A 19836-nucleotide genomic window follows, 5' to 3' on the forward strand; every position below is an offset into this window, starting at 1 on the left:
GCGAGGGACAGCATCACCCCGCCGAGCGCGAGGGCGTGGCGGCGGGTCGGGTGGAGCGGTGGGCCGGCGGGGGACGGGTGTCGTCTGCTCATCGGGTTCCTCGGGGACGGGCCGCCCGGACAATGGTCAGGCTTTTGGGCGACATAAGGAACCCTAGGGGGTGGGTGGGGTGGCGTCACGTCTGTGACGGCAGAAGGCCCCACGGGGTTCATACGGCCTGGTCGGCCCGTGCGCGGTCCTGACACACGAGAAGGACGTGAGGAGCACGCGCCCTGTCATGCACAGGGCAGGTGCTCCTCACGTCCTCCGTGGGGCGGCGGCGCCGGAACCGGTCGCCGCCGAGGGTCAGTCCTCGGTCGCCTCGGGGTGGCGCACGATGTTGATCACGGCGGCGACGAGGCCGCCCCAGACGGTGACGATCGCGACGATCATCATGACGACGGCGGATGCGGACACGGGGTCCTCCTTCGGTCGGAGCGGCGAGAGCGGGCGGAGCGGGACGATCAGCGACGGGCCGCGGAGCGCAGCTCGTGCGGGGTGGTGGCGTCGGCCCGGGTCTCGAGGCCCTGCCCGGCCACGACCTCCGGGGCGATCGGGTCGCCGTCGGAGTCGTCCTTGAACAGGTTCGAGGTCGCGGGCCATGGCAGCAGCGACAGGGCGATGCCCGCCACGAGCAGCGCGAGCGCCATCAGCCAGCCGAACACCACGATGAACCAGCCCGGGTACCCCGAGTAGGTGGTGGGCGAGGTGATCAGGTCGATCGTCGAGGAGACCAGCGAGACGCCCAGGACGACCGGTGCGATCAGGCCCACGCACACGAGCCACCAGCGGCCGATCGGGAAGGTGCCCCGATGGTTGAGGTGGTCGCGCAGGGTGGGCAGGCCGCGCACCACGTAGGTGACCACGATGGTGGAGACCAGTGCCGCCGCGACGATGCCGTACTCGTTGGCCCACTTGTCCAGCACGTCCAGCAGGGGCATGCCCATGGTCGTGGAGAACAGGGCCGTGGAGACCACCGCGAGCGGCACGCACACCCACAGCGTGGAGGAGATGCGGGAGAGCCCGAACTTGTCCTGGATCGCGGCGATGACGACCTCGACGATCGAGATCAGCGAGGTGAAGCCGGCGAGCACGAGCGAGCCGAAGAACAGCACGCCGATCAGGGCGCCGGCGGGCGCCTCGGAGATGATCGTCGGGAAGGCGATGAACGCGAGGCCGATCCCCGAGGAGACCACCTCGGAGACCTGCACGCCCTGTGCCTGCGCCATGAAGCCGAGCGCGGAGAACACGCCGATGCCGCACAGGATCTCGAAGCCCGAGTTCGCGAAGCCCACCACGAGGCCGGAGCCGGTGAGGTCGGTCTTCTTCTTGAGGTACGAGGAGTAGGTGAGCATGATGCCGAAGGCGACGGACAGCGAGAAGAAGATCTGGCCGTAGGCGGCGACCCACACGCCCGGGGAGAGCAGCGCGGCCCAGTGCGGGCGGAACAGCGCCTCGAGGCCGTCGATCGCGCCGGGCAGGAACAGTGCCCGGATCACGAGGATGACGAACATGATCACGAGCAGCGGGATGAACACGACCGAGCTCGCGGAGATGCCCTTCTGCACGCCGAGCGCCATGACGACGATCGTCGCGATCCACACGACGACCATCGACACCAGCACCGCGGGCACCACGTCGAAGGAGATGTGCACGTCCGTGCCGGAGAGGGCCTGCGTGTACTGGCCGAAGAAGGCGTTCGGGTCATCGCCCCAGCGCTGGTCCAGCGAGAAGATCATGTAGTTCGTGGCCCACGCGAGGATCAGCGCGTAGTACAGCGCGATGACCAGGGCGATGAGCACCTGCCACCAGCCGATGAACTCGGTCCAGCGGCGGAACCGGCGCCAGGCCGCGGGGGCGGATCCGCGCCAGCGGTGGCCGATCGCGTAGTCGAGGAAGAGCAGCGGGATGCCGGCCGTGAGCAGGGCGACGAGGTACGGCAGGATGAACGCGCCGCCGCCGTTCTCGTAGGCCACGGCGGGGAAGCGCCAGATGTTGCCGAGGCCCACGGCGGAGCCGATGGCCGCGAAGATGAACGAGGTGCGCCCCGAGAAGGCGCCGCGGTCGGCGCGGCGGGCGCCGGCCTCGGCGGGTGCGGGGGAGTGTGCGCTCAAGGAGATCGCCTCCGGAGGATCTGCGCCCGCGGGCGCAGGAGGAACAGGGACGGGGATGCGGCGCCGCTCTCGCGGATCGCGCGGGCCCTGCCCGGGGGCAGGGTCGTGGGCCGACGGGGGCGTCGGCGGGCCGCGGGGACCGTCGGGCCGGGGTGTGGTCCGGACGGGGGAGCGGCGGGCGGCCGGGGTGTGGCCGTGGGGGAATGCTAGTGCCCCGGCGCGCCCGCCGCCCGGTCAGGACTCCGGCGGCGGGGGCGGGACGGGTGCGCCGACGGGCGGCGCGACCCGCGGGTGGGCGGTGGCGCCGGCGGTGGCGGAGCCCGTCGACCGGTCGCTCGGCGCGGCCTGAGCGCCGGAGGTCGCACCCTCGCCGGCCGCGCCGCGCGCCGGGGCGGGGTCCCAGCCGGCGTCCACCACACGACGCTGCACGAGCAGGGCGGCGCCGAGGATCGCGGCGCCGATGAGCACGAGCAGCACGACGCCGCTCACCACACCCGTGCGGGCGCCGTAGCCGATGAGGATGCCGAACCAGCCGAAGTCCGTGTCGCCGAAGGTCGTGTTCGCCGAGCCGAAGCTGCCGAGCACCTTGAGCAGCAGCGCGGGCAGGAAGGTCACGAGCAGGCCGTTGACCAGGCCACCCGCGACCGCGCCGCGCTGGCCGCCGGTCGCGTTGCCGTACACGCCGGCCGCGCCGCCCGTGAAGAAGTGGGGCACGAGGCCCGGCAGCACGAGCGCGAGGCCCAGGGCCGGGCCGAGCCACACGCCGAGCAGCAGCAGGCCCAGCAGGCCGCCCGCGAAGCTCGAGAGGAAGCCGATGAGCACGGCGTTCTGCGCGTACGGGAACACGATCGGGGCGTCGAGCGCGGGGATCGCCCCGGGGACGACCTTCGCGGCGATGCCCTGGAAGGCGGGGACGAGCTCGCCGAGGATCGTGCGCACGCCGAAGAGGATCACGGCGACCGCGATGCCGAACTGGAGGCCCTGGGTCACGGACTGCATGAGGTAGTTGCCGATGCCGGTCGCGCCGTTCTCGAAGGCGCCGAAGGCGGTCTCCTGGCCGGCGCGCACCACGTACAGCACGGCGACCACGACGTACATGAGCACCATCGACAGGGCCGTCGCGACCATCGAGTCACGCAGGAAGCGCAGCCCCTCGGGGACGTGGATGTCCTCCGTGGAGCGGCTCCTCCCCTTCGGGTCCACGAGCCGGCCGACGGCGCCCGCGGCGATGTAGCCGGCGGTGCCGAAGTGGCCGATCGCGATCGAGTCGTCGCCGGAGACGCGGCGGGTCCAGGGCTGGGCGAGCGCGGGCAGGGACACCATGAGCACGCCCAGCAGCACCGCGCCGAGCACGACCACCACGGGCGAGGGCATGCCCGCGGAGGCCATGACGATCGTGATGAGGGTGGCCATGAACAGCAGGTGGTGGCCGGTGAGGAAGACGTAGCGCAGGGGCGTGAAGCGGGCCAGCAGGATCGCGACCACGAAGCCCAGGATCATGAGCCAGGAGACCTGCGCCCCGAACTCCTCCTGGGCGATGCCGGCGATCGCCTCGTTCGTGGGGACGACGCCCTGGGCGCCGAGCGCGCCCTGGATCATCGCCCCGAGCGGGGTGAGGGAGGCGCTGACGAGGGTCGCTCCGGCGCCGATGAGCAGGAAGCCGAGGACGGCCTTGATGGCACCGCCCGCGACCTGGCCGACGCTGCGGCGCAGGGCGATGAGGCCGATGGCGGTGATGATGCCGATGAGATACGCGGGGACGCTGAGGATCTCGTTGACGAGGAACTGGGCGATCGCGACGAGGACGGTCACGAGGGAGCCTCCGATGCTGCGGTGGGGACGGGGGAGAGGGAGGGGTCAGACGGCGTAGAGGCGGCGCAGCGCGGCGTCGACCTCCGCGGTCGAGGTGAAGTTCTCGATGACGTGGACGGGCACGCCGACCTCGCCGAGGGTCTGGGCGATCGCGCCGGAGGTGAGGATCGCGTCCGCCTCCTTGGCGCGGCCCTTCGCGGAGATCGTGTCCGTCGCCTCGACGGAGAGCAGCGAGCCCCAGCCCCAGGTGCCGAGCACGGTCTCCGCCGTGTTCTTGAGGAACAGGCTCGTGCCCAGACCGTTGCCGCACACGGTGAGCAGCAGGTTCTTCGAGGGGACCGTCGGCTCGTCGGGGTCGACCGTGGCCGACTCGGTGGCGGTCGTGGCGGCCGCGGCCGACGGGGCCGAGGCGGTGGGGCGCTCCGCGCCGAGCACCGCGAGAACCTGCTCCGGGGTCGCGGCCTCGTCGAGCGCCGCGCGGCGCGCGGGATCCGCGAGGATCCCCGCGAGGGCCGCGAGCGCCTGCTGGTGGGCGGAGGGGTCCGCGGCGGCGAGGGCGACGACCAGCGTGACCGGATCGTTGCTCTCGTGTCCGAAGACGATCGGGGCCTGCGGGCGCAGCACCGACATCGCGGTGCGGTGCACGGAGGCGTCGGGCCGGGCATGGGCGAGCGCGAAGCCCGGGGCGATGACGATGTACGGGCCGTGCTCCTCGACGCTGCGGATCATCGCCGCGGTGTACGCGGGATCCACGGCGCCCGTGGACTCGAGCAGGGCGCCGGCGGCGGTGATCACATCGCGCCAGGTCGCGGCGGGGTTCTGGAGGCTGATCGCGGCGGGGTCGACGAGATCGCTCAGCTGGGACACGGGACTCTCCTCGGGGACGGAGCGGGACGGGCGGCGGGTCGAGGGGACCGGCCCTGGGGGACGCCCGCGCCGAGTGTAGGACCGCGCCGCGGCCCGCGTCGTCGGCGGTGCCGGGGGAGGAGACCGACCCGACGGACGGCCCGCCCGCGCGGGCCCCGCGAGCGCATCCGCCCAGCTCCGCGGCCCCCGTCCAGGGAACCTCTCGGGAACGGCGCGTGACCTGGCCGGGAACCGATACGTTGGAGCGCATGTCCTCCCATCGCGCGCCCCACGACGAGGCGACCCCCACCACGCCCTCGCACGCCTACCTCGACCAGCTCCACGAGGAGCAGGCCGCGGCCGTCGCCACCGAGCGCCACCCCGGCTCCGCCTTCGCCGGCGCGCCCGCGGCGCTGCTGACCCGCCTCGAGCAGGCAGTCGAGGCGGATTCCGGCGCGATGGTGGACCTCATGCTCGACCTCGCCGCGCACCCCGAGGTCGCCTTCGAGGAGCACCGCTCCGCCGCCGCGATCGTCGCGATCCTCGCCGAGCACGGGATCGAGGCGCAGCTCGGCGTGCACGGCCTGGACACCGCGATCCGCGCGGAGATCCACGGCGAGGGCGAGGGGCCCACGCTCGCCGTGCTCTCCGAGTACGACGCCCTGCCCGGCGTGGGCCACGGCTGCGGCCACAACGTCATCGCCGTCATGGGGCTCGGGGCCTTCCTCGCGATCCATGCGCTCGCACAGGAGGATCCGTCGGCCGTCCCTGGCACCGTCGTCTACCTCGGCACGCCCGCCGAGGAGGGCCACACCGGCAAGGAGTACATGGCCCGCGAGGGCGCCTTCGACGGCCTCGACGCCGCGGTCATGGCGCACGGCTACCCCGCCTACGACCTCGCCGACCAGGTGTGGCTCGGCCGGCGAACCCTCAAGGTCACCTTCCACGGGCACACCGCCCACGCCTCCGCGCAGCCCTTCATGGGGCGCAACGCCCTGGACGGCGCGAGCCTCATGTACCAGGGTGTGGGGCTGCTGCGGCAGCAGACGCCGCCGTCGGACCGCCTCCACGCGATCATCACCGAGGGCGGGGACCGCGCGAGCGTCATCCCGGATGTCGCCGTGGTCGAGATGTACGTGCGCTCGCAGCGGCCCGAGACCCTCAAGGACCTCTCGCGCCGCGTCGAGGACGTCGCCCGCGGCGCCGCGCTCATGGCCGGCGTGGGCGTGAGCATCGACTGGGACGAGCACCCGCCCTCGCTGCCCGTGCGCACCAACCAGGCGCTCACCGGCCGCTGGGTCGAGTCGCAGCGCCGCCGCGGCCGCGACCCGCTGCCGCTCGGCGTGGTGTCCCCCTCGCTCGCCGCCTCCACGGACTTCGGCAACGTCAGCTACCGCCTGCCCGGCATGCACCCGCTGATCCAGACCTCCGACGCCGAGGCCGCCCTGCACACGCGCGAGTTCGCCGCCCAGTCCACGGGGTCGATCGCGCGCGCCGCCGCGGCCGACGGCGCCTACGGCCTCGCCGCGACGCTGCTCGACGTGCTCCACGACCCGGCGCTCGCGGCGGAGGTCGCCGGCGAGTTCGCGGCGGCCGGCGGCGCGATCGACGTGCCCTCCTACTTCGACTGACCCCGTCCCTCTCCTCTCCCCGTCCCTCTCCTCTCCTCTCCCCGTCCCCGACGCCCGTCTGGAGCCCCCCTCATGAGCACCGCCACGACGCCCACCGGCCGCCCGCCCCTCACCGACCGCTTCCTCGGCGGGGTGGAGCGGCTCGGGAACAAGCTCCCCGAGCCGTTCATGCTGTTCCTCATCCTGTTCGCGATCACCGGGATCGTCTCGACCGCGATGGCCGCGGCCGGGGTGACCGTCTCCGTGCCCGGCGCGGAGGAGGCCACGGTCATCAAGGGGCTGTTCACCGCGGAGGGACTCACCTGGCTCACGAGCAACCTCGGGGAGAACTACATCGGCTTCCCGCCGCTGAAGACGGTCATGCCGATCCTGCTCGCGATCGGCGTGGCCCAGCACTCCGGCATGCTCGCCGCGATCATCCGCAAGACCTTCGGCTCCTCGCCGCGCTGGATGCTGCCGTACGTCGTGGGCTTCGTCGGCGTCATCTCCTCGATCATGGCGGACTCCGCCTTCGTGGTCGTCCCGCCGCTCGCGGCGCTCGTGTTCAAGGCCGCGGGACGTCACCCGGTCGCGGGCCTGCTCGGCGGCTTCGCCGCGGCGGGCGCCGGCTACTCCACGAACATCTTCCCCACCAGCCTCGACGCGCTCTTCGCGGGCATCACCACCTCCGTGATGGAGGCGCTGCCGGGCCTCGGCGCGACCCCGGTGAACCCGGTCTCGAACTGGTGGTTCAACATCGCCTCCTCGCTCGTGCTGGGCCTCGTCGCGGGCTTCGTCATCGACCGGGTGCTCGAGCCGCGGCTCGTGCGCACCGACGTCCCGCGCGACGAGACCGTGGAGGACGGCGAGTCCGGGAGCGGCGGGACCGACGCCGAGCAGATGCGCGCCGCCCTCAGCCCGCAGGAGAACAAGGGCCTGCTCGTCGCCGTCCTCGCCGCCGTGGTGCTCACGGCCGTGGTGCTCGTGGCGACGCTGGTCCCCGCCTCCCCGTGGCGCAACGAGGAGGGCGGATTCCTGCCCTCCTCGCCGCTGCTGGACTCGATCGTGTTCCTCGTCTTCGCGTACTTCGTGGTGGTGGGGCTCGCCTACGGGATCGTCGTCGGCACGATCCGCTCGAGCGCCGACGGCGTGCGGATGATGACCGACGCCCTGAAGGAGATGCTCCCCTTCATCGTGCTCGCGTTCGTGCTGGGGCAGTTCATCGCCCTGTTCAACTGGTCCGGCATCGGCTCCTGGATCGCCGTGACGGGCGCCGCTGGCCTCGAGGGGATCGGCCTGACGGGCTTCCCCGCGATCATCGGGTTCATCCTGCTGGCGAGCTGCCTGAACCTCTTCATCATCTCCGGCTCGGGCATGTGGACGATCATGGCCGCGGTGTTCGTGCCGATGTTCGCGCTGCTCGGCTACGAGCCGGCGTTCACGCAGGCCGCGTTCCGCGTGGGCGACTCCGCCACCCAGGTCATCACCCCGATGAACCCGTACATGGTCGTGCTGCTGGGCATGCTGCGGAAGTACGAGCCCGCCGCGGGCCTCGGCACGATGTTCGCGCGCATGCTGCCCTTCGTGGTCCCGTTCTGGGTGGTGTGGACGGCGATCCTCGCGATCTTCTTCTTCACCGGCCTCCCGCTGGGCCCCGGCACCGGGATCATGCTCGGGGAGTGAGGCGGGAGAGCTGGAGGGGCCGACGGGCGGTGCCGAGGTCGCCCGCGGTCAGCGCAGGGTGAGGCGGAGGAGCCGGTGGGGCCGGCCGTAGGACACGACGGTGCCGATGCCCCCGCCGTCGGCAGCGCCCTCGGTGAAGCCGAGCTTCTGAAGCACGTGCGCGGAGGCGGGGTTCGCCGCATCCACGAGGGCCACCACCTCGCGATGGCCCAGCTCCCTTGCCGCCTCGAGGCAGGCCCGGGCGGCCTCGGTCGCGAGCCCCTGGCCCCAGCGGTCCCGACGCAGCGTGTAGCCCAGCTCGAGCCCGTGCTCGGTGAGCTCGAAACCTGCATCCCCGATCAGTGCGCCATCGGCCCTGTCGACCACCGCCCAGAATCCGAGGCCGTGCTCGCGCTGATGAGCGATGTAGGCGGCCACCATCGCGGCCGCCTCGTCGGCGTCGACCGCTCCGCCCTCACCCACATGCCGCATGACCTCGGCGTCCCCGTAGACGGCAGCCGCGGCGGGCACGTCCTGCACCGTGAAGGGGCGCAGCTCGAGGCGCGCGGTGCGGAGGGGGAAGCTCAGGCTCATGGGGTCAGTATCGCCGGTGGAGGTCCCTGCGGACGAGCAGGTTCTTCTCGGGTTCCCGAACGCCCTGATCAGGTCGTGCCGGGACGGGACCACCGTGGTCCCGTCCCGGCACCCCGGGGATCAGCCGACGATCAGGCCCCGGTCCTTCTGCAGCGCCTTCAGCAGCGCGGCGCGGCTGTATCCCTTGATCCCGATGCTCTTGGCGCGGCCAGGATCGGAGACCAGGATCCTCCCGGAGGAGTCCTTCCCCTTCGCCACGACGTAGTGCCCGTAGTTCGCCCCGGAGATGCCGAGCAGCTTCCCGTGGTTGACGTGCAGGATGGTCGTCTTCCCGGCGGCTGCGGCGTCGACCGCGGCGGCGAAGGTGACCTGCGAGGCGGACCCCTTGTTGGCCTTGATACCGCGGGCCAGGTCGGTGAGGTCGGAGCCGACGTAGCTGACGCTCTTCTTCATCGGCTGCCCGGCGGGGGAGAGACCGCAGGAGACGCGCATGTTCTGCACGACCTTCGCGTTGCCGGTGACCGATGCCCGGTATCCGCTCGGGGTCTTTCCGACGGCGACCAGCGCGATGACCGCGGCCGTCGGGCCGCAGTTCTCGGCGCTGAAATGTCCCGTGTCCATCTGGTCGATCACCACGAGCTTCCCCGACGAGGAGGAGGTCCCGACCACGCGGCGCACGCCGAGCTTCGACATGGTCAGCGCTCCGGATCGACCGTCGGCGACGAGACCCTTGGAGGACTGGTACTTCTTCACGGCGGCGACCGTGACGCTGCCGTAGTCGCCGTCGACGACGAGGCCCAGCGCCTTCTGCACGGCCTTGACGACCTTCACGAGCTCGGCCTGGGTGATCGATCCGGCGTTCCCGTCGACCACGAGGGCGCGGTCGGCCTGGAAGGACTTGACCGCGGCGATGGACATCGCACCGAGTCGACCGTCGATCGCACCGCTGTAGTAGTAGAGGCCCCACAGCGACTTCTGGACGCCGGAGGTGGACAGCGCGTGGGCCGACGTGGGGACGATCAGCCCGCCGGCGGTGAGCAGGCCGGCGGCGCCGACGCCGCGGAGCAGGGCGCGGCGGTCGAGCGCAGGGAGGGGGGACTTCGTCATGGCGGGGTCTCCGTCGATGTCGTGATCGGGCCGTCGACCGGTTAGGGCGAACCGTGATCGGACCTCGATGCGTGAACTCCTGAAGCCTCGGTCGACGATCGCTCCCACCGACAGCACATCGGGGACTGTTCGTCGAAACGCTACTGCCCCGTCATCAGGAGAACGGGACGGCCGCGCCCTCGAAGCGGCGCCGCGGCGGACGCCCGATCTCCACCGAAAGTCGGGTGCGCCCCGCGCCCTGCCCGGTGCAGGATGGGACGCCTTGTCGCGCGCCCCGCGCGGCGCCCACGGCTTCGAGGACAGGACCTGTCCTCAGCCCCTCCTACGCTCGGGACGGCGGGACGGCCCACCGCTCTCTCCCACGCCCCCGAACACCCCTCACTCGGACCCTCCACCCCAAGGATCCTCATGCTCTGGACCCTCCTGCGCCGATACGGCCGGCCCTACCTCCCGCACGTCGGCGCCGTGCTCGTGCTGCAGCTCGCGACCGTGCTCGCCACCCTGTACCTGCCCAGCCTCAACGCGGACATCATCGACCACGGCGTCGCGACCGGGGACACCGACTACATCTGGCGCGTGGGCGGCGTGATGCTCGTCGTCGCCCTCGTCCAGGTCGTCACCGCGATCGCCTCCGTCTGGTTCGGCGCCCGCGCCGCCATGGGCATCGGCCGGGACCTCCGCCGTGCGGTCTACACGCGCGTGGACCGCTTCTCCACCGAGGAGATGGGCCGCTTCGGCGCCCCGACCCTCATCACCCGCGCCACGAACGACGTCCAGCAGGTCCAGATGCTCGTGCTCATGGGCCTGAACTTCATGGTCATGGTGCCGATCATGTCGATCGGCGGCATCGTCATGGCCGTGCGCGAGGACCCGGGCCTGTCCTGGCTCGTGTGGGTCTCCGTGCCCGTCCTGCTCGTCATCGTCGGCCTGCTCGTCGTGCGCCTCATGCCGCTGTTCCAGCGCATGCAGGACAACATCGACGGCATCAACGGCGTCATGCGCGAGCAGCTCATGGGCATCCGCGTCGTCCGCGCCTTCGTGCGCGAGCAGCACGAGTCCTCCCGCTTCACCGACGCCAACCAGCTGCTCACCGACACCTCCGTCCGGATCGGCCGGCTGTTCGTGCTCATGGGCCCCGCGATCACCGTCGTCCTCCACCTCGCGACCGCCGCCGTGCTGTGGTTCGGCGGTCACCGCGTGGACGCGGGCCTCGTGCAGGTCGGTTCGCTGACCGCCTTCATGCAGTACCTCCTGCAGATCCTCATGGCCGTCATGATGGGCACCTTCATGGTCATGATGTTCCCGCGCGCGGTCGTCGGCGGGCGCCGCATCGGCGAGGTGCTCCAGACCACGCCCACCCTCGCCGAGCCCACCGCCCCGCGCGAGCTGCCCGTGCCCGCCCCCGGCGCCGCCGTCGGCGCGAGCGTCGAGTTCCGCGACGTGAGCTTCTCCTACCCCGGCGCCGAGTCCCCGGTGCTCGACGGCGTCTCCTTCACCGCCCCCGCCGGTCGCACCACCGCCATCATCGGCGCGACCGGCTCCGGCAAGACGAGCCTCGTCAGCCTCGTCCCGCGCCTGCACGACGCGACCTCCGGCCAGGTCCTCATCGAGGGCGTGCCCGTCACGGACCTCTCCCGGGCCTCGCTCAGCGCCGCCGTCGGCCTCGTCCCGCAGCGTCCCTACCTGTTCTCCGGCACCGTCGCGGAGAACCTCCGCTTCGGCGACCCCGCGGCGAGCGAGGAGACCCTGCACGCGGCGCTCGAGGTCGCGCAGGCCTCCGGCTTCGTCCGCGATCGCACCACCGGCAGCGGGGACGCCGCCGCGACGGGCCTGGACTCGACGATCTCGCAGGGCGGCACCGACGTCTCGGGCGGCCAGCGCCAGCGCCTGTGCATCGCCCGCACCCTCGTCGCCGCGCCGCGCGTGTACGTCTTCGACGACTCGTTCTCCGCGCTCGACGTCACGACCGATGCGAAGGTCCGCGCGGCGCTCGCCGAGCACACCGCGGGCGCGACGGTGCTCATCGTCGCCCAGCGCATCTCGACCATCACCGACGCCGATCAGATCCTCGTCCTGGACCAGGGGCGGATCGTCGGCCGCGGCACCCACGAGGAGCTGCTCGGCTCGTCGGAGACCTACCGGGAGATCGTCGACTCCCAGATCACCGTGGAGGAGCCGGCATGAGCGAGAAGACCCCCACCCCGGCCGACGCCGCGACCCAGGACCTCACCGACGACGAGATCGTCCAGATGCAGGGCTCCATGGAGAGCGAATGGGGCGGCGGCCCGCCCCGTAAGGCGAAGGCCTTCTGGCCCACCGCGAAGCGACTGTTCTCCACCTTCAGCGACCACAAGCTCGGCCTCGCCGTCGTGCTCACCTTCGGCCTCATCGCGACCGTGCTCACCGTGTGGGCGCCCACGATCCTCGGCGACGCGATCGACGTCATCGTCGACGGCGTCGCCTCCGGGAACGGCGTGGACTTCGGGGCGCTCGGCCGCCTGCTCGTGGTCGTCCTCGCGATGTACGTCGTCGCGTCCCTGTTCAACTGGCTGCAGGGTCGCGTGCTCAACGACATCGTCATGCGGATCGTGTTCCGCCTGCGCGAGCGCATCGAGACCAAGATCAACCGCCTGCCGCTGCGCTACTTCGACACCCGCCAGCGCGGCGACCTGCTCTCCCGCACCACGAACGACGTCGACAACGTGCAGACGGCGCTCCAGCAGGCCTTCGCCTCCCTCGTCTACGCGGTGCTGACGATCATCGGCATCACCGTGATGATGTTCTGGCTGTCCTGGCAGCTCGCGCTCATCGCCCTCGTGGCGCTGCCGATCTCCGGCGTGGTCGTCGGGATCATCGGCTCCCGCTCGCAGAAGCTCTTCACCGCCCAGTGGCGCAACACCGGCCGCCTCAACGGCCACGTCGAGGAGTCCTTCACCGGGCACGACCTGGTCACCGTCTTCGACCGCCAGGACGCGATGCGGGAGACCTTCGACGAGCGCAACGAGGAGCTGTTCGAGGCCGCCTTCAAGGCCCAGTTCTTCTCCGGGATGATCATGCCGATCATGCAGTGGGTGACCTACCTCGGCTACGTCGGCATCGCGGTCGTGGGCGGCCTGCGCGTCGCGAGCGGCCAGATGTCCCTCGGTGCGGTCGTCGCGTTCATCCAGTACTCCCGCGAGTTCAACGCGCCGCTCGGCGAGGTCGCCGGCATGGCGAACATGCTGATCTCCGGCGTCGCCTCCGCCGAGCGCATCTTCGAGCTGCTCGACGCGGAGGAGGAGCAGCCCGACGGCGGGATCACCGTCGCCGAGGCGCAGGCCGACGGCACCGTCGCCGAGCGGGCGATCGCCCCCGCGGCGGCACCCGCCGAGGTGCGCGGCCGCGTCGAGTTCGCGCACGTCGCCTTCTCCTACAGCCCGGACAAGCCGCTCATCACGGATCTCTCGCTCGTCGCGGAGCCCGGCCAGACGATCGCGATCGTCGGGCCGACGGGCGCCGGCAAGACCACGCTCGTGAACCTCGTGATGCGCTTCTACGAGATCGACCGCGGCGAGATCCGCCTCGACGGCGTGGACATCCGGGCGCTGGACCGCGGCGCGGTGCGCAGCCGGGTGGGCATGGTGCTCCAGGACGCCGTGCTGTTCGGCGGCACGATCCGCGAGAACATCCGCTACGGGCGCCTCGGGGCGAGCGACGAGGAGGTGGTCGAGGCGGCCCGCGCGACCTACGTCGACCGCTTCGTGCGCACCCTCCCCGAGGGCTACGACACGGTCATCGAGGACGAGGGCGCGAACGTCTCCGCCGGCGAGCGGCAGCTCATCACGATCGCCCGCGCCTTCCTCGCCGATCCGGCGCTGCTGATCCTCGACGAGGCCACCTCGAGCGTGGACACCCGCACCGAGGTCCTCGTGCAGGAGGCGATGGCGGCGCTGCGCACCGACCGCACGAGCTTCGTCATCGCGCACCGGCTCTCCACGATCCGCGACGCCGACGTCATCCTCGTGATGGAGCACGGCGACATCGTCGAGCAGGGCTCCCACGAGGCGCTGCTCGCGGCGGAGGGCGCCTACCACCGCCTGTACTGGTCGCAGTTCTCCGAGGGCACCGACCCCGACGAGGAGGCGGCCGTGCTCGAGGCCTCCGCGACCGTGACCGGCGAACTCGCCGCGGTGAGCGGGGACGATCTCCCGGCCCCGGAGCGACCTGCCGCGGAGTGATGCCCGGCGGCACCCTGCTCACAGGTGCAGGGTGCCGCCGAGGGCGCGGAACGCGGTGATGAAGGGCCGCGACTCGGGGTAGCTGCACTCCCGGGCCACCTGCGCCACGGGCCGCTCCGACTCCAGCAGCCGCGCCGCGTGCTCGAGCCGCAGCCGCCGCAGCTCCGCGATCATCGGGGTGCCGGTCTCCTGCCCGAACAGCCGCGCGGCGTGACGGTCGGAGAGGTGCGCGACCGCGGCGACGTCCTCCACGCGGATCGGTCGGGCGAGGTTGTCCGCGAGATAGCCGCGCATGGCGGCGACGGCGGAGGTGGCGCGCGCCCCGGGGTCGAGGGTGACCGCGAGGTCCTCGGGGGCGGCGAAGGCCCGTGCCGTCTCGATCACGAGCGCCGAGCCGAGCGCCCTGACCTGCGCGTCCACACCGGAGCGCGGACTGGCGGCCTCCGCGGCGAGCGCGGAGACGATCGCGGGCAGCGAGCCGAGGCGGGGCGAGACGAGCGGGCGCTCGCGGCGCAGCAGGCCGTCCCACCAGCCGGGGCCCTCGGGCAGGGCGGTGGTGTCCAGGGCGAACCCCCAGAAGGCGATGCCGAGGCCGGCCTCGGGACGGGAGACGATCTCGTGCACCTCGCCCTCCACGGTGAACGTGCCGGAGCCCGCGTAGGCCAGGCACACCTCGTGGAAGGAGTGGGTGTGGGGGGTGTTGCGCCAGACGGCCGGCGAGGATGAGCCCCTGGCCCAGGGAGTGCGTGTGGTGGTCCGTGAGCGGGAGGTCCGCCGGGTCGCGGAACTGCACGAGCCACGTGGTGCGGGCCTCGTCGCTCACGTTGACGCCGGAGCTGTGCACGGTGAGGTAGGTGAAGAACAGGACGTCGCCGGCCTCGGCCTCCACCGGCACGAGCTCCTCGACGGGGAAGCCCGGGAGGTTGAAGCTGCCCTTCGGGTCGTGCTCGCGCGGTCCCGCGAGGTGGCTGCCCGGCGCGATGCGCACGCAGCCCTTCGCGTCGGGGGCGTCGTCGAAGTGGAAGATCGCGGCGGCCACCCGGTGATGGGTGTGAGGGAAGAACGGGTGGTCCTGATGGGGCGGGAACGGGGAGCCGTTCTCCGGCGGCTTGATGAACATCTTCGTCTGGTGCAGCTGCACGTTCGGGGTGCGCAGGACGGCCGCGGCGACGTCCGTGAAGCGCGGGTCGACGAGCAGCCGGGTGAAGGCGGCGTCGTGGAACTGGGCGTCGTGCAGGTGCTGGACGCTGGTCGCCCGGCCCATGGCGATCTCGGAGGCGGCGTCCCAGGTGGGGTCGTCGCCGCGGTCCAGGGCGGCGATCAGCTCATGGCTGCGCTCGACACTACGGAGCCGCCGTCGGCCCCCACCATGCGCGGGGCGGACGCGGAGGTTCGCCGGACGGACGCCCCGCGCGCTCGCGCTCAGCGCTCCCGCACGTACTCCGTCAGCGACACCCCGGAGTCGAAGGTCCGGGTGCGCACGTGCGCGAAGGGCTCGGGCTCGTAGTCCCCCGGGGCGAACAGCGGGACGCCGGCGCCGAACAGCAGCGGCTGGCGCTTGAGCACGAGCCGGTCGATCTCACCGCGCAGCTGGGTCGCGAGCTGCGCGCCGCCGCACAGCCAGATGTCCGCGCCGGGCTGCTCCTTGAGCGCGCGCACCACGGCGACCGGGTCCTCCGTAGTGGTGCGGAGGTTCTCCGCGGGTGGGAGCTCGCGGTGCGTGAACACGATCTGCTCGAGGTGGCGGTAGGGGCTCGGCATGGCCGGCAGGCCCATCGCGTGGGTGGTCGCCCCCATGAGCACCGTCCCGAACCGCTCGCCGCTCTGGGGGATGCCGAGGTGGGCGGCGATGTCGGTGGGGATCGCGTCCCCGAACTCCTCGTTGATGCCCTCCATGTGGTCGCCCTCGACGAGGAAGGCGTCGAACTGGTCCTGGGGGCCGGCGATGCAGCCGTCCAGGCTCACGGCCACGTAGTACACGAGCTCTCGCATGTCACTCCCTGCTCCGGTGCGGAGCGTCGCGACGGGGCCACGACGCCTGGGGCCCCGACGATGCCAGGGGACGCGACGCCGCGCCACGGATTTTGATCGCGGCTCGCGGGCGCTCGTGGTGGATCCCGTCGAGGGACTGCTGCCGGGCTCGGGCTCAGCCCTCGAGCATCCGCGACCGGGTGAGGAACCGCTTGCCGTCGGGCGACTCGAGGCTGAAGCCGCCGCCGCGCCCGTCGACGAGGTCGATCGTCAGGTGCGTGTGGCGCCAGTAGGTGAACTGCTCGCGGCTCATCCAGAAGTCGAGCGGACTCGTGCCGCCTTGGGGCAGCGGCACCTCCGCGTGCCCCATGCGGACGTCCGCGTCGCCGGTGATGAAGTCGCCCTCCGGGTAGCACATGGGGGAGGAGCCGTCGCAGCAGCCGCCGGACTGGTGGAACATGAGCGGGCCGTTGCGGTCGATGAGCCGCTGCAGCATGCCCACCGCCGCCTGCGTGAAGGCGACGCGGGAGAAGTCCTCGCCCTCGACGGTGGGCTCGAGCTCGAGGACGTCGTCCTTCTCGGTCGGCTCGGGCAGGGCCGGGGCCGGCGGCTGTCCTCCCTGCCGGGCGGGGCTCGTGGGGAGCTGGGTCATGGGTCCTCCTCCTTCCCGCGCGGTGAGCGCGGCGAGGCGCCACGGCCATGTGGCGCGCGTCACCACGATACCCCCGCCCCGCAGACGACGCCGAGGTGGCGGGCCTAGGCTCCACCGCATGGAACATCGCCACCTGGGACGCAGCGGACTCAAGATCAGCGAGATCATCTACGGCAACTGGCTCACCCATGCCTCGCAGGTCGAGGACGACCGGGCCCGCGCCTGCGTGCGCGCCGCCCTCGACGCCGGCATCAGCACCTTCGACACCGCGGACACCTACGCGAACACGGCCGCGGAGGTCGTGCTCGGCGAGGCGCTGAAGGGCGAGCGCCGCGAATCCCTCGAGATCCTCACCAAGGTCTACTTCCCGACCGGCCCCAAGGGCCACAACGACACCGGCCTCTCCCGCAAGCACATCCGCGAGTCGATCGACGGCTCCCTGCGCCGCCTGCAGACGGACTACGTCGACCTCTACCAGGCGCACCGCTACGACTACGCGACGCCGCTCGAGGAGACCATGCAGGCCTTCGCGGAGGTCGTCCGCGCCGGCAAGGCCCTCTACATCGGCGTCTCCGAGTGGAACGCGGACCAGATCCGCGCCGGCCACCAGCTCGCCCGTGAGCTCGGCATCCAGCTGGTCTCCAACCAGCCCCAGTACTCGATGCTGTGGCGGGTCATCGAGGAGCGCGTGGTCCCCACCTCCCAGGAGCTGGGCGTCTCCCAGATCGTGTGGTCCCCGGTCGCGCAGGGCATCCTCACCGGCAAGTACAAGCCCGGCGCCGAGGTCCCCGAGGGCTCCCGCGCCCGGGACGAGAAGGGCGGCGCGGACATGATCAAGCGCTTCCTGGACGACGAGACCCTCACTGCCGTGCAGGGGCTGCTGCCGATCGCCGACGAGCTCGGCCTCACCCCGGCGCAGCTCGCCGTGGCGTGGGTGCTCGGCAACGACAACGTGGCGGGCGCGATCATCGGCGCCTCCCGCCCCGAGCAGGTCACCGAGAACGTCAAGGCCGCCGGCGTCACCCTCGACGCCGACGTGAAGGCGCGGATCGACGAGGTGCTCGGCGACCTCCCCGAGACCGACCCGGCGCTCACGCTCTCCCCGGCGCGGCGCCTGGCCTGAGATCCGCCGCGGCCGACGGGCCGCTCACGACGAACGCCCGACCTCCGAGGAGGTCGGGCGTTCGTCGTCCCTGGGGGAGAGGCTCCGGGGAGGCGGGGATCAGCCGATCTTGCCGGCCAGCTCCTCGCCGGTCTCGCCCTGGCGGATGCGGCCGTCGGCCCGCAGCTCCCAGAACTCGGCGTTCTTGATCCCCAGCTCGCGCGGGTCGAACTGCGGGTCCTTCCCGGCCTTCTTCTGCCGCTGGTAGTCCTTGAAGGCCTTCAGGGCGGGCTTCTGGAGGATGAGGATCGCGACGACGTTCAGCCACGCCATCGTGCCGACGCCGATGTCGCCCAGGGCCCAGGCGTTGCCGGTCGTGGTGACCGAGCCGTAGACCACCGCGACGAGGATCAGCGCCTGGAGCGCGCGCTTGAGGGTGCGTCGCACGAACGCGTTCGGGATCCAGCGCGAGAGGTAGGTCAGGTTGACCTCGGCCATGTAGTAGTAGGCGACGATCGTGGTGAAGGCGAAGAAGAACAGCGCGAGAGCCACGAAGGTGGGGCCCAGGCCGTGGAAGACGGTCTCGAAGCCGAACTGAGCGAACTCGGGGCCGTAGTCCGTGCCCTCGGGGATGTCGCCCTGGTAGATGACGGTCTCCTCGTCGAGCGCGAACACCTGGTACATGTTCGTGGAGATGATGAGGAAGGCGGTCGCGGTGCAGACGAACAGGGTGTCGATGTAGACCGCGAAGGACTGCGCGAAGCCCTGCTTGGCCGGGTGGGAGACCTCCGCGGCGGCCGCCGCGTGGGGGCCCGTGCCCTGGCCGGCCTCGTTCGAGTAGAGACCGCGCTTGACGCCCATCTCGATCGCCTTGCCGACGATCGCGCCGAACACCGCGTGGGCGCCGAAGGCGCTCGAGAAGATCAGGCCGAACACGTGGCCGATCTGGTCGAAGTTCACGAAGAACACGATGAGCGCGAAGACGATGTAGAGGATCGCCATCACCGGCACCACGATCACCGCGAACTGGGCGATGCGCTTCACGCCGCCGATGATGATGAAGGCGAGCACGATGACGACGGCGACGGCGGAGACCCAGTGGGGCACGCCCCAGGCGTTGTTCACCGCGGAGGAGATGCCGTTGGCCTGCACGCCCGGGAGGAAGAAGCACATCGCGAAGACGGTGACGATCGCGAAGACGATCGCGTAGACGAGGAACGCGGGGGCGGCGGCGGTGTGCTTGTACGCCTTCTCGATGTAGTACGCGGGACCGCCGCGGTACTCGCCGGTGTCCTTGTCCTTCTCCTTGTAGATCTGGCCCAGGGTGCACTCGATGAACGAGGTGGCCGCGCCGAGGAAGGCGATCAGCCACATCCAGAACACGGCGCCCGGGCCGCCGAGCGCGATCGCGGTCGCGACGCCGCCGATGTTGCCCATGCCGACGCGGCCGGCCAGCGACATCATGAGCGACTGGAAGGAGGAGGTGCCGTCCGGGGAGGACTCGCCCTTCTTCAGCTGGGAGAGCATGTCGGGGATGCAGCGCACCTGGAGGAACACGGTGCGCAGTGAGAAGTAGAGGCCGGTGAGCAGCAGCAGGCCCACCAGCGGGAGCGACCACACGAGGTTGTTGGCCCCGGTGATCAGGTTGTCGAAGAACATGGGGTCTCCAGCGGGGAAGGGAACGAGGAGGAGCGGATGTCGGGGCGCGGCGGTGTGAGTACGGTCACCCGCGACGCCGTGGGGGGAACAGTAGCGCGCGGAGCGGCCCTCCCCGCCCCGTCGAGGGCCGTCCGTTATCCGACCGCAACCCCGCCGGCCGCGCGGAGGGTGCCCCCGCCGGGCCCGACGCCCCTGCGCCGCTCGTGCTCGATCGGCTGTCGCCATGCGGCGTGTCGCCCTGGGTGAGGCCCGTGACATCACCGCTCCGCGGTTCGGCAGAGCGCCCGGACTTCGCTAGACTCGTCCGCGACCCCTCGTGCGGTGTCATCTCGCTGAACTCCCCCAGGGCCTGACGGCAGCAAGGGCAGGTGGGCTCTGGCAGGTGCACGAGGGGTCGTCTCATGCCCGCGAGGAGGGAAGCCCCCGGATCCCGGATGCCTGGCGAGCCGGC

The 19836-nt window shown here is 71.7% G+C and carries 15 protein-coding genes, 1 other RNA gene and 1 pseudogene; 6 read left to right on the forward strand and 11 right to left on the reverse strand.

The genetic code is table 11. The features are described from left to right. Positions 1 to 345: 345 nt before the first annotated feature. The 4 genes from C1N80_RS04500 to C1N80_RS04515 all read right to left on the reverse strand — a co-directional run bounded on the left by C1N80_RS04500 (position 346) and on the right by C1N80_RS04515 (position 4832). Positions 346 to 456, reverse strand: a complete 111-nt coding sequence (locus C1N80_RS04500) for a methionine/alanine import family NSS transporter small subunit (protein ID WP_137769684.1) — start codon at positions 454 to 456, stop codon at positions 346 to 348. A gap of 47 nt (positions 457 to 503) precedes the next feature. Next, positions 504 to 2153, reverse strand: coding sequence for a sodium-dependent transporter (locus C1N80_RS04505; protein ID WP_137769685.1), 1650 nt, complete (start codon positions 2151 to 2153; stop codon positions 504 to 506). 234 nt (positions 2154 to 2387) lie between these two features. Next, positions 2388 to 3965, reverse strand: coding sequence for a PTS ascorbate transporter subunit IIC (locus C1N80_RS04510; RefSeq protein WP_137769686.1), 1578 nt, complete (start codon positions 3963 to 3965; stop codon positions 2388 to 2390). Between the two features lie 45 nt (positions 3966 to 4010). Beyond that, entirely contained in the window at positions 4011 to 4832 is an 822-nt protein-coding gene (locus C1N80_RS04515) for a PTS sugar transporter subunit IIA (protein WP_137769687.1), read from the reverse strand. Positions 4833 to 5080: 248 nt separating this feature from the next. On the opposite strand from C1N80_RS04515, the gene C1N80_RS04520 reads away from it, so the two are divergent. Next, complete coding sequence (locus tag C1N80_RS04520) at positions 5081 to 6442, forward strand: M20 family metallopeptidase (protein ID WP_137769688.1); 1362 nt, start codon at positions 5081 to 5083, stop codon at positions 6440 to 6442. Between the two features lie 72 nt (positions 6443 to 6514). Continuing rightward, positions 6515 to 8104, forward strand: coding sequence for an AbgT family transporter (locus tag C1N80_RS04525; RefSeq protein WP_137769689.1), 1590 nt, complete (start codon positions 6515 to 6517; stop codon positions 8102 to 8104). A gap of 48 nt (positions 8105 to 8152) precedes the next feature. On the opposite strand, the gene C1N80_RS04530 is transcribed toward C1N80_RS04525, so the two are convergent. Beyond that, entirely contained in the window at positions 8153 to 8677 is a 525-nt protein-coding gene (locus tag C1N80_RS04530) for a GNAT family N-acetyltransferase (protein ID WP_137769690.1), read from the reverse strand. Between the two features lie 120 nt (positions 8678 to 8797). After that, positions 8798 to 9784, reverse strand: coding sequence for a peptidoglycan-binding protein (locus C1N80_RS04535; protein WP_137769691.1), 987 nt, complete (start codon positions 9782 to 9784; stop codon positions 8798 to 8800). Positions 9785 to 10192: 408 nt separating this feature from the next. On the opposite strand from C1N80_RS04535, the gene C1N80_RS04540 reads away from it, so the two are divergent. Then, on the forward strand, positions 10193 to 11968 hold the full coding sequence (locus C1N80_RS04540) for an ABC transporter ATP-binding protein (protein ID WP_137769692.1): 1776 nt from the start codon (positions 10193 to 10195) through the stop codon (positions 11966 to 11968). After that, the gene (locus C1N80_RS04545; protein ID WP_137769693.1) at positions 11965 to 14001 is read left to right on the forward strand and encodes an ABC transporter ATP-binding protein; all 2037 of its coding nucleotides are present in this window, start codon (positions 11965 to 11967) and stop codon (positions 13999 to 14001) included. The genes C1N80_RS04540 and C1N80_RS04545 overlap by 4 nt, the downstream gene beginning before the upstream one ends. 18 nt (positions 14002 to 14019) lie before the next feature. Here the strand turns inward: C1N80_RS04545 and C1N80_RS04550 are convergent, their stop codons facing one another. From C1N80_RS04550 to C1N80_RS04565, 4 genes and pseudogenes are all read right to left on the reverse strand, one after another. Further along, positions 14020 to 14673, reverse strand: coding sequence for a helix-turn-helix domain-containing protein (locus C1N80_RS04550; protein WP_137769694.1), 654 nt, complete (start codon positions 14671 to 14673; stop codon positions 14020 to 14022). Between the two features lie 190 nt (positions 14674 to 14863). After that, positions 14864 to 15265 (reverse strand): annotated as a pseudogene (locus C1N80_RS15750) (phytanoyl-CoA dioxygenase family protein); the annotation flags it as partial. A 158-nt stretch (positions 15266 to 15423) separates the two neighbouring features. Next, the gene (locus C1N80_RS04560) at positions 15424 to 15993 is read right to left on the reverse strand and encodes a dihydrofolate reductase family protein (protein ID WP_137769695.1); all 570 of its coding nucleotides are present in this window, start codon (positions 15991 to 15993) and stop codon (positions 15424 to 15426) included. Positions 15994 to 16147: 154 nt separating this feature from the next. Further along, positions 16148 to 16624 carry a DUF779 domain-containing protein gene (locus C1N80_RS04565; RefSeq protein WP_137769696.1) on the reverse strand — a complete coding sequence of 159 codons (477 nt, stop codon included), beginning with the start codon at positions 16622 to 16624 and terminating at the stop codon, positions 16148 to 16150. Positions 16625 to 16742: 118 nt separating this feature from the next. On the opposite strand from C1N80_RS04565, the gene C1N80_RS04570 reads away from it, so the two are divergent. Further along, on the forward strand, positions 16743 to 17747 hold the full coding sequence (locus C1N80_RS04570; RefSeq protein ID WP_137769697.1) for an aldo/keto reductase family protein: 1005 nt from the start codon (positions 16743 to 16745) through the stop codon (positions 17745 to 17747). Positions 17748 to 17846: 99 nt separating this feature from the next. Here C1N80_RS04570 and C1N80_RS04575 read toward each other — a convergent pair whose 3' ends face one another. After that, positions 17847 to 19385, reverse strand: coding sequence for an alanine/glycine:cation symporter family protein (locus tag C1N80_RS04575; protein ID WP_137769698.1), 1539 nt, complete (start codon positions 19383 to 19385; stop codon positions 17847 to 17849). Positions 19386 to 19690: 305 nt separating this feature from the next. Here C1N80_RS04575 and ffs point away from each other — a divergent pair. Then, positions 19691 to 19787: signal recognition particle sRNA small type (gene ffs / locus C1N80_RS04580), an RNA gene on the forward strand. Positions 19788 to 19836 lie beyond the last annotated feature (49 nt).

It is taken from the genome of Brachybacterium sp. SGAir0954 (assembly GCF_005490785.1).
Taxonomy (GTDB): Bacteria; Actinomycetota; Actinomycetes; order Actinomycetales; family Dermabacteraceae; genus Brachybacterium; species Brachybacterium rhamnosum.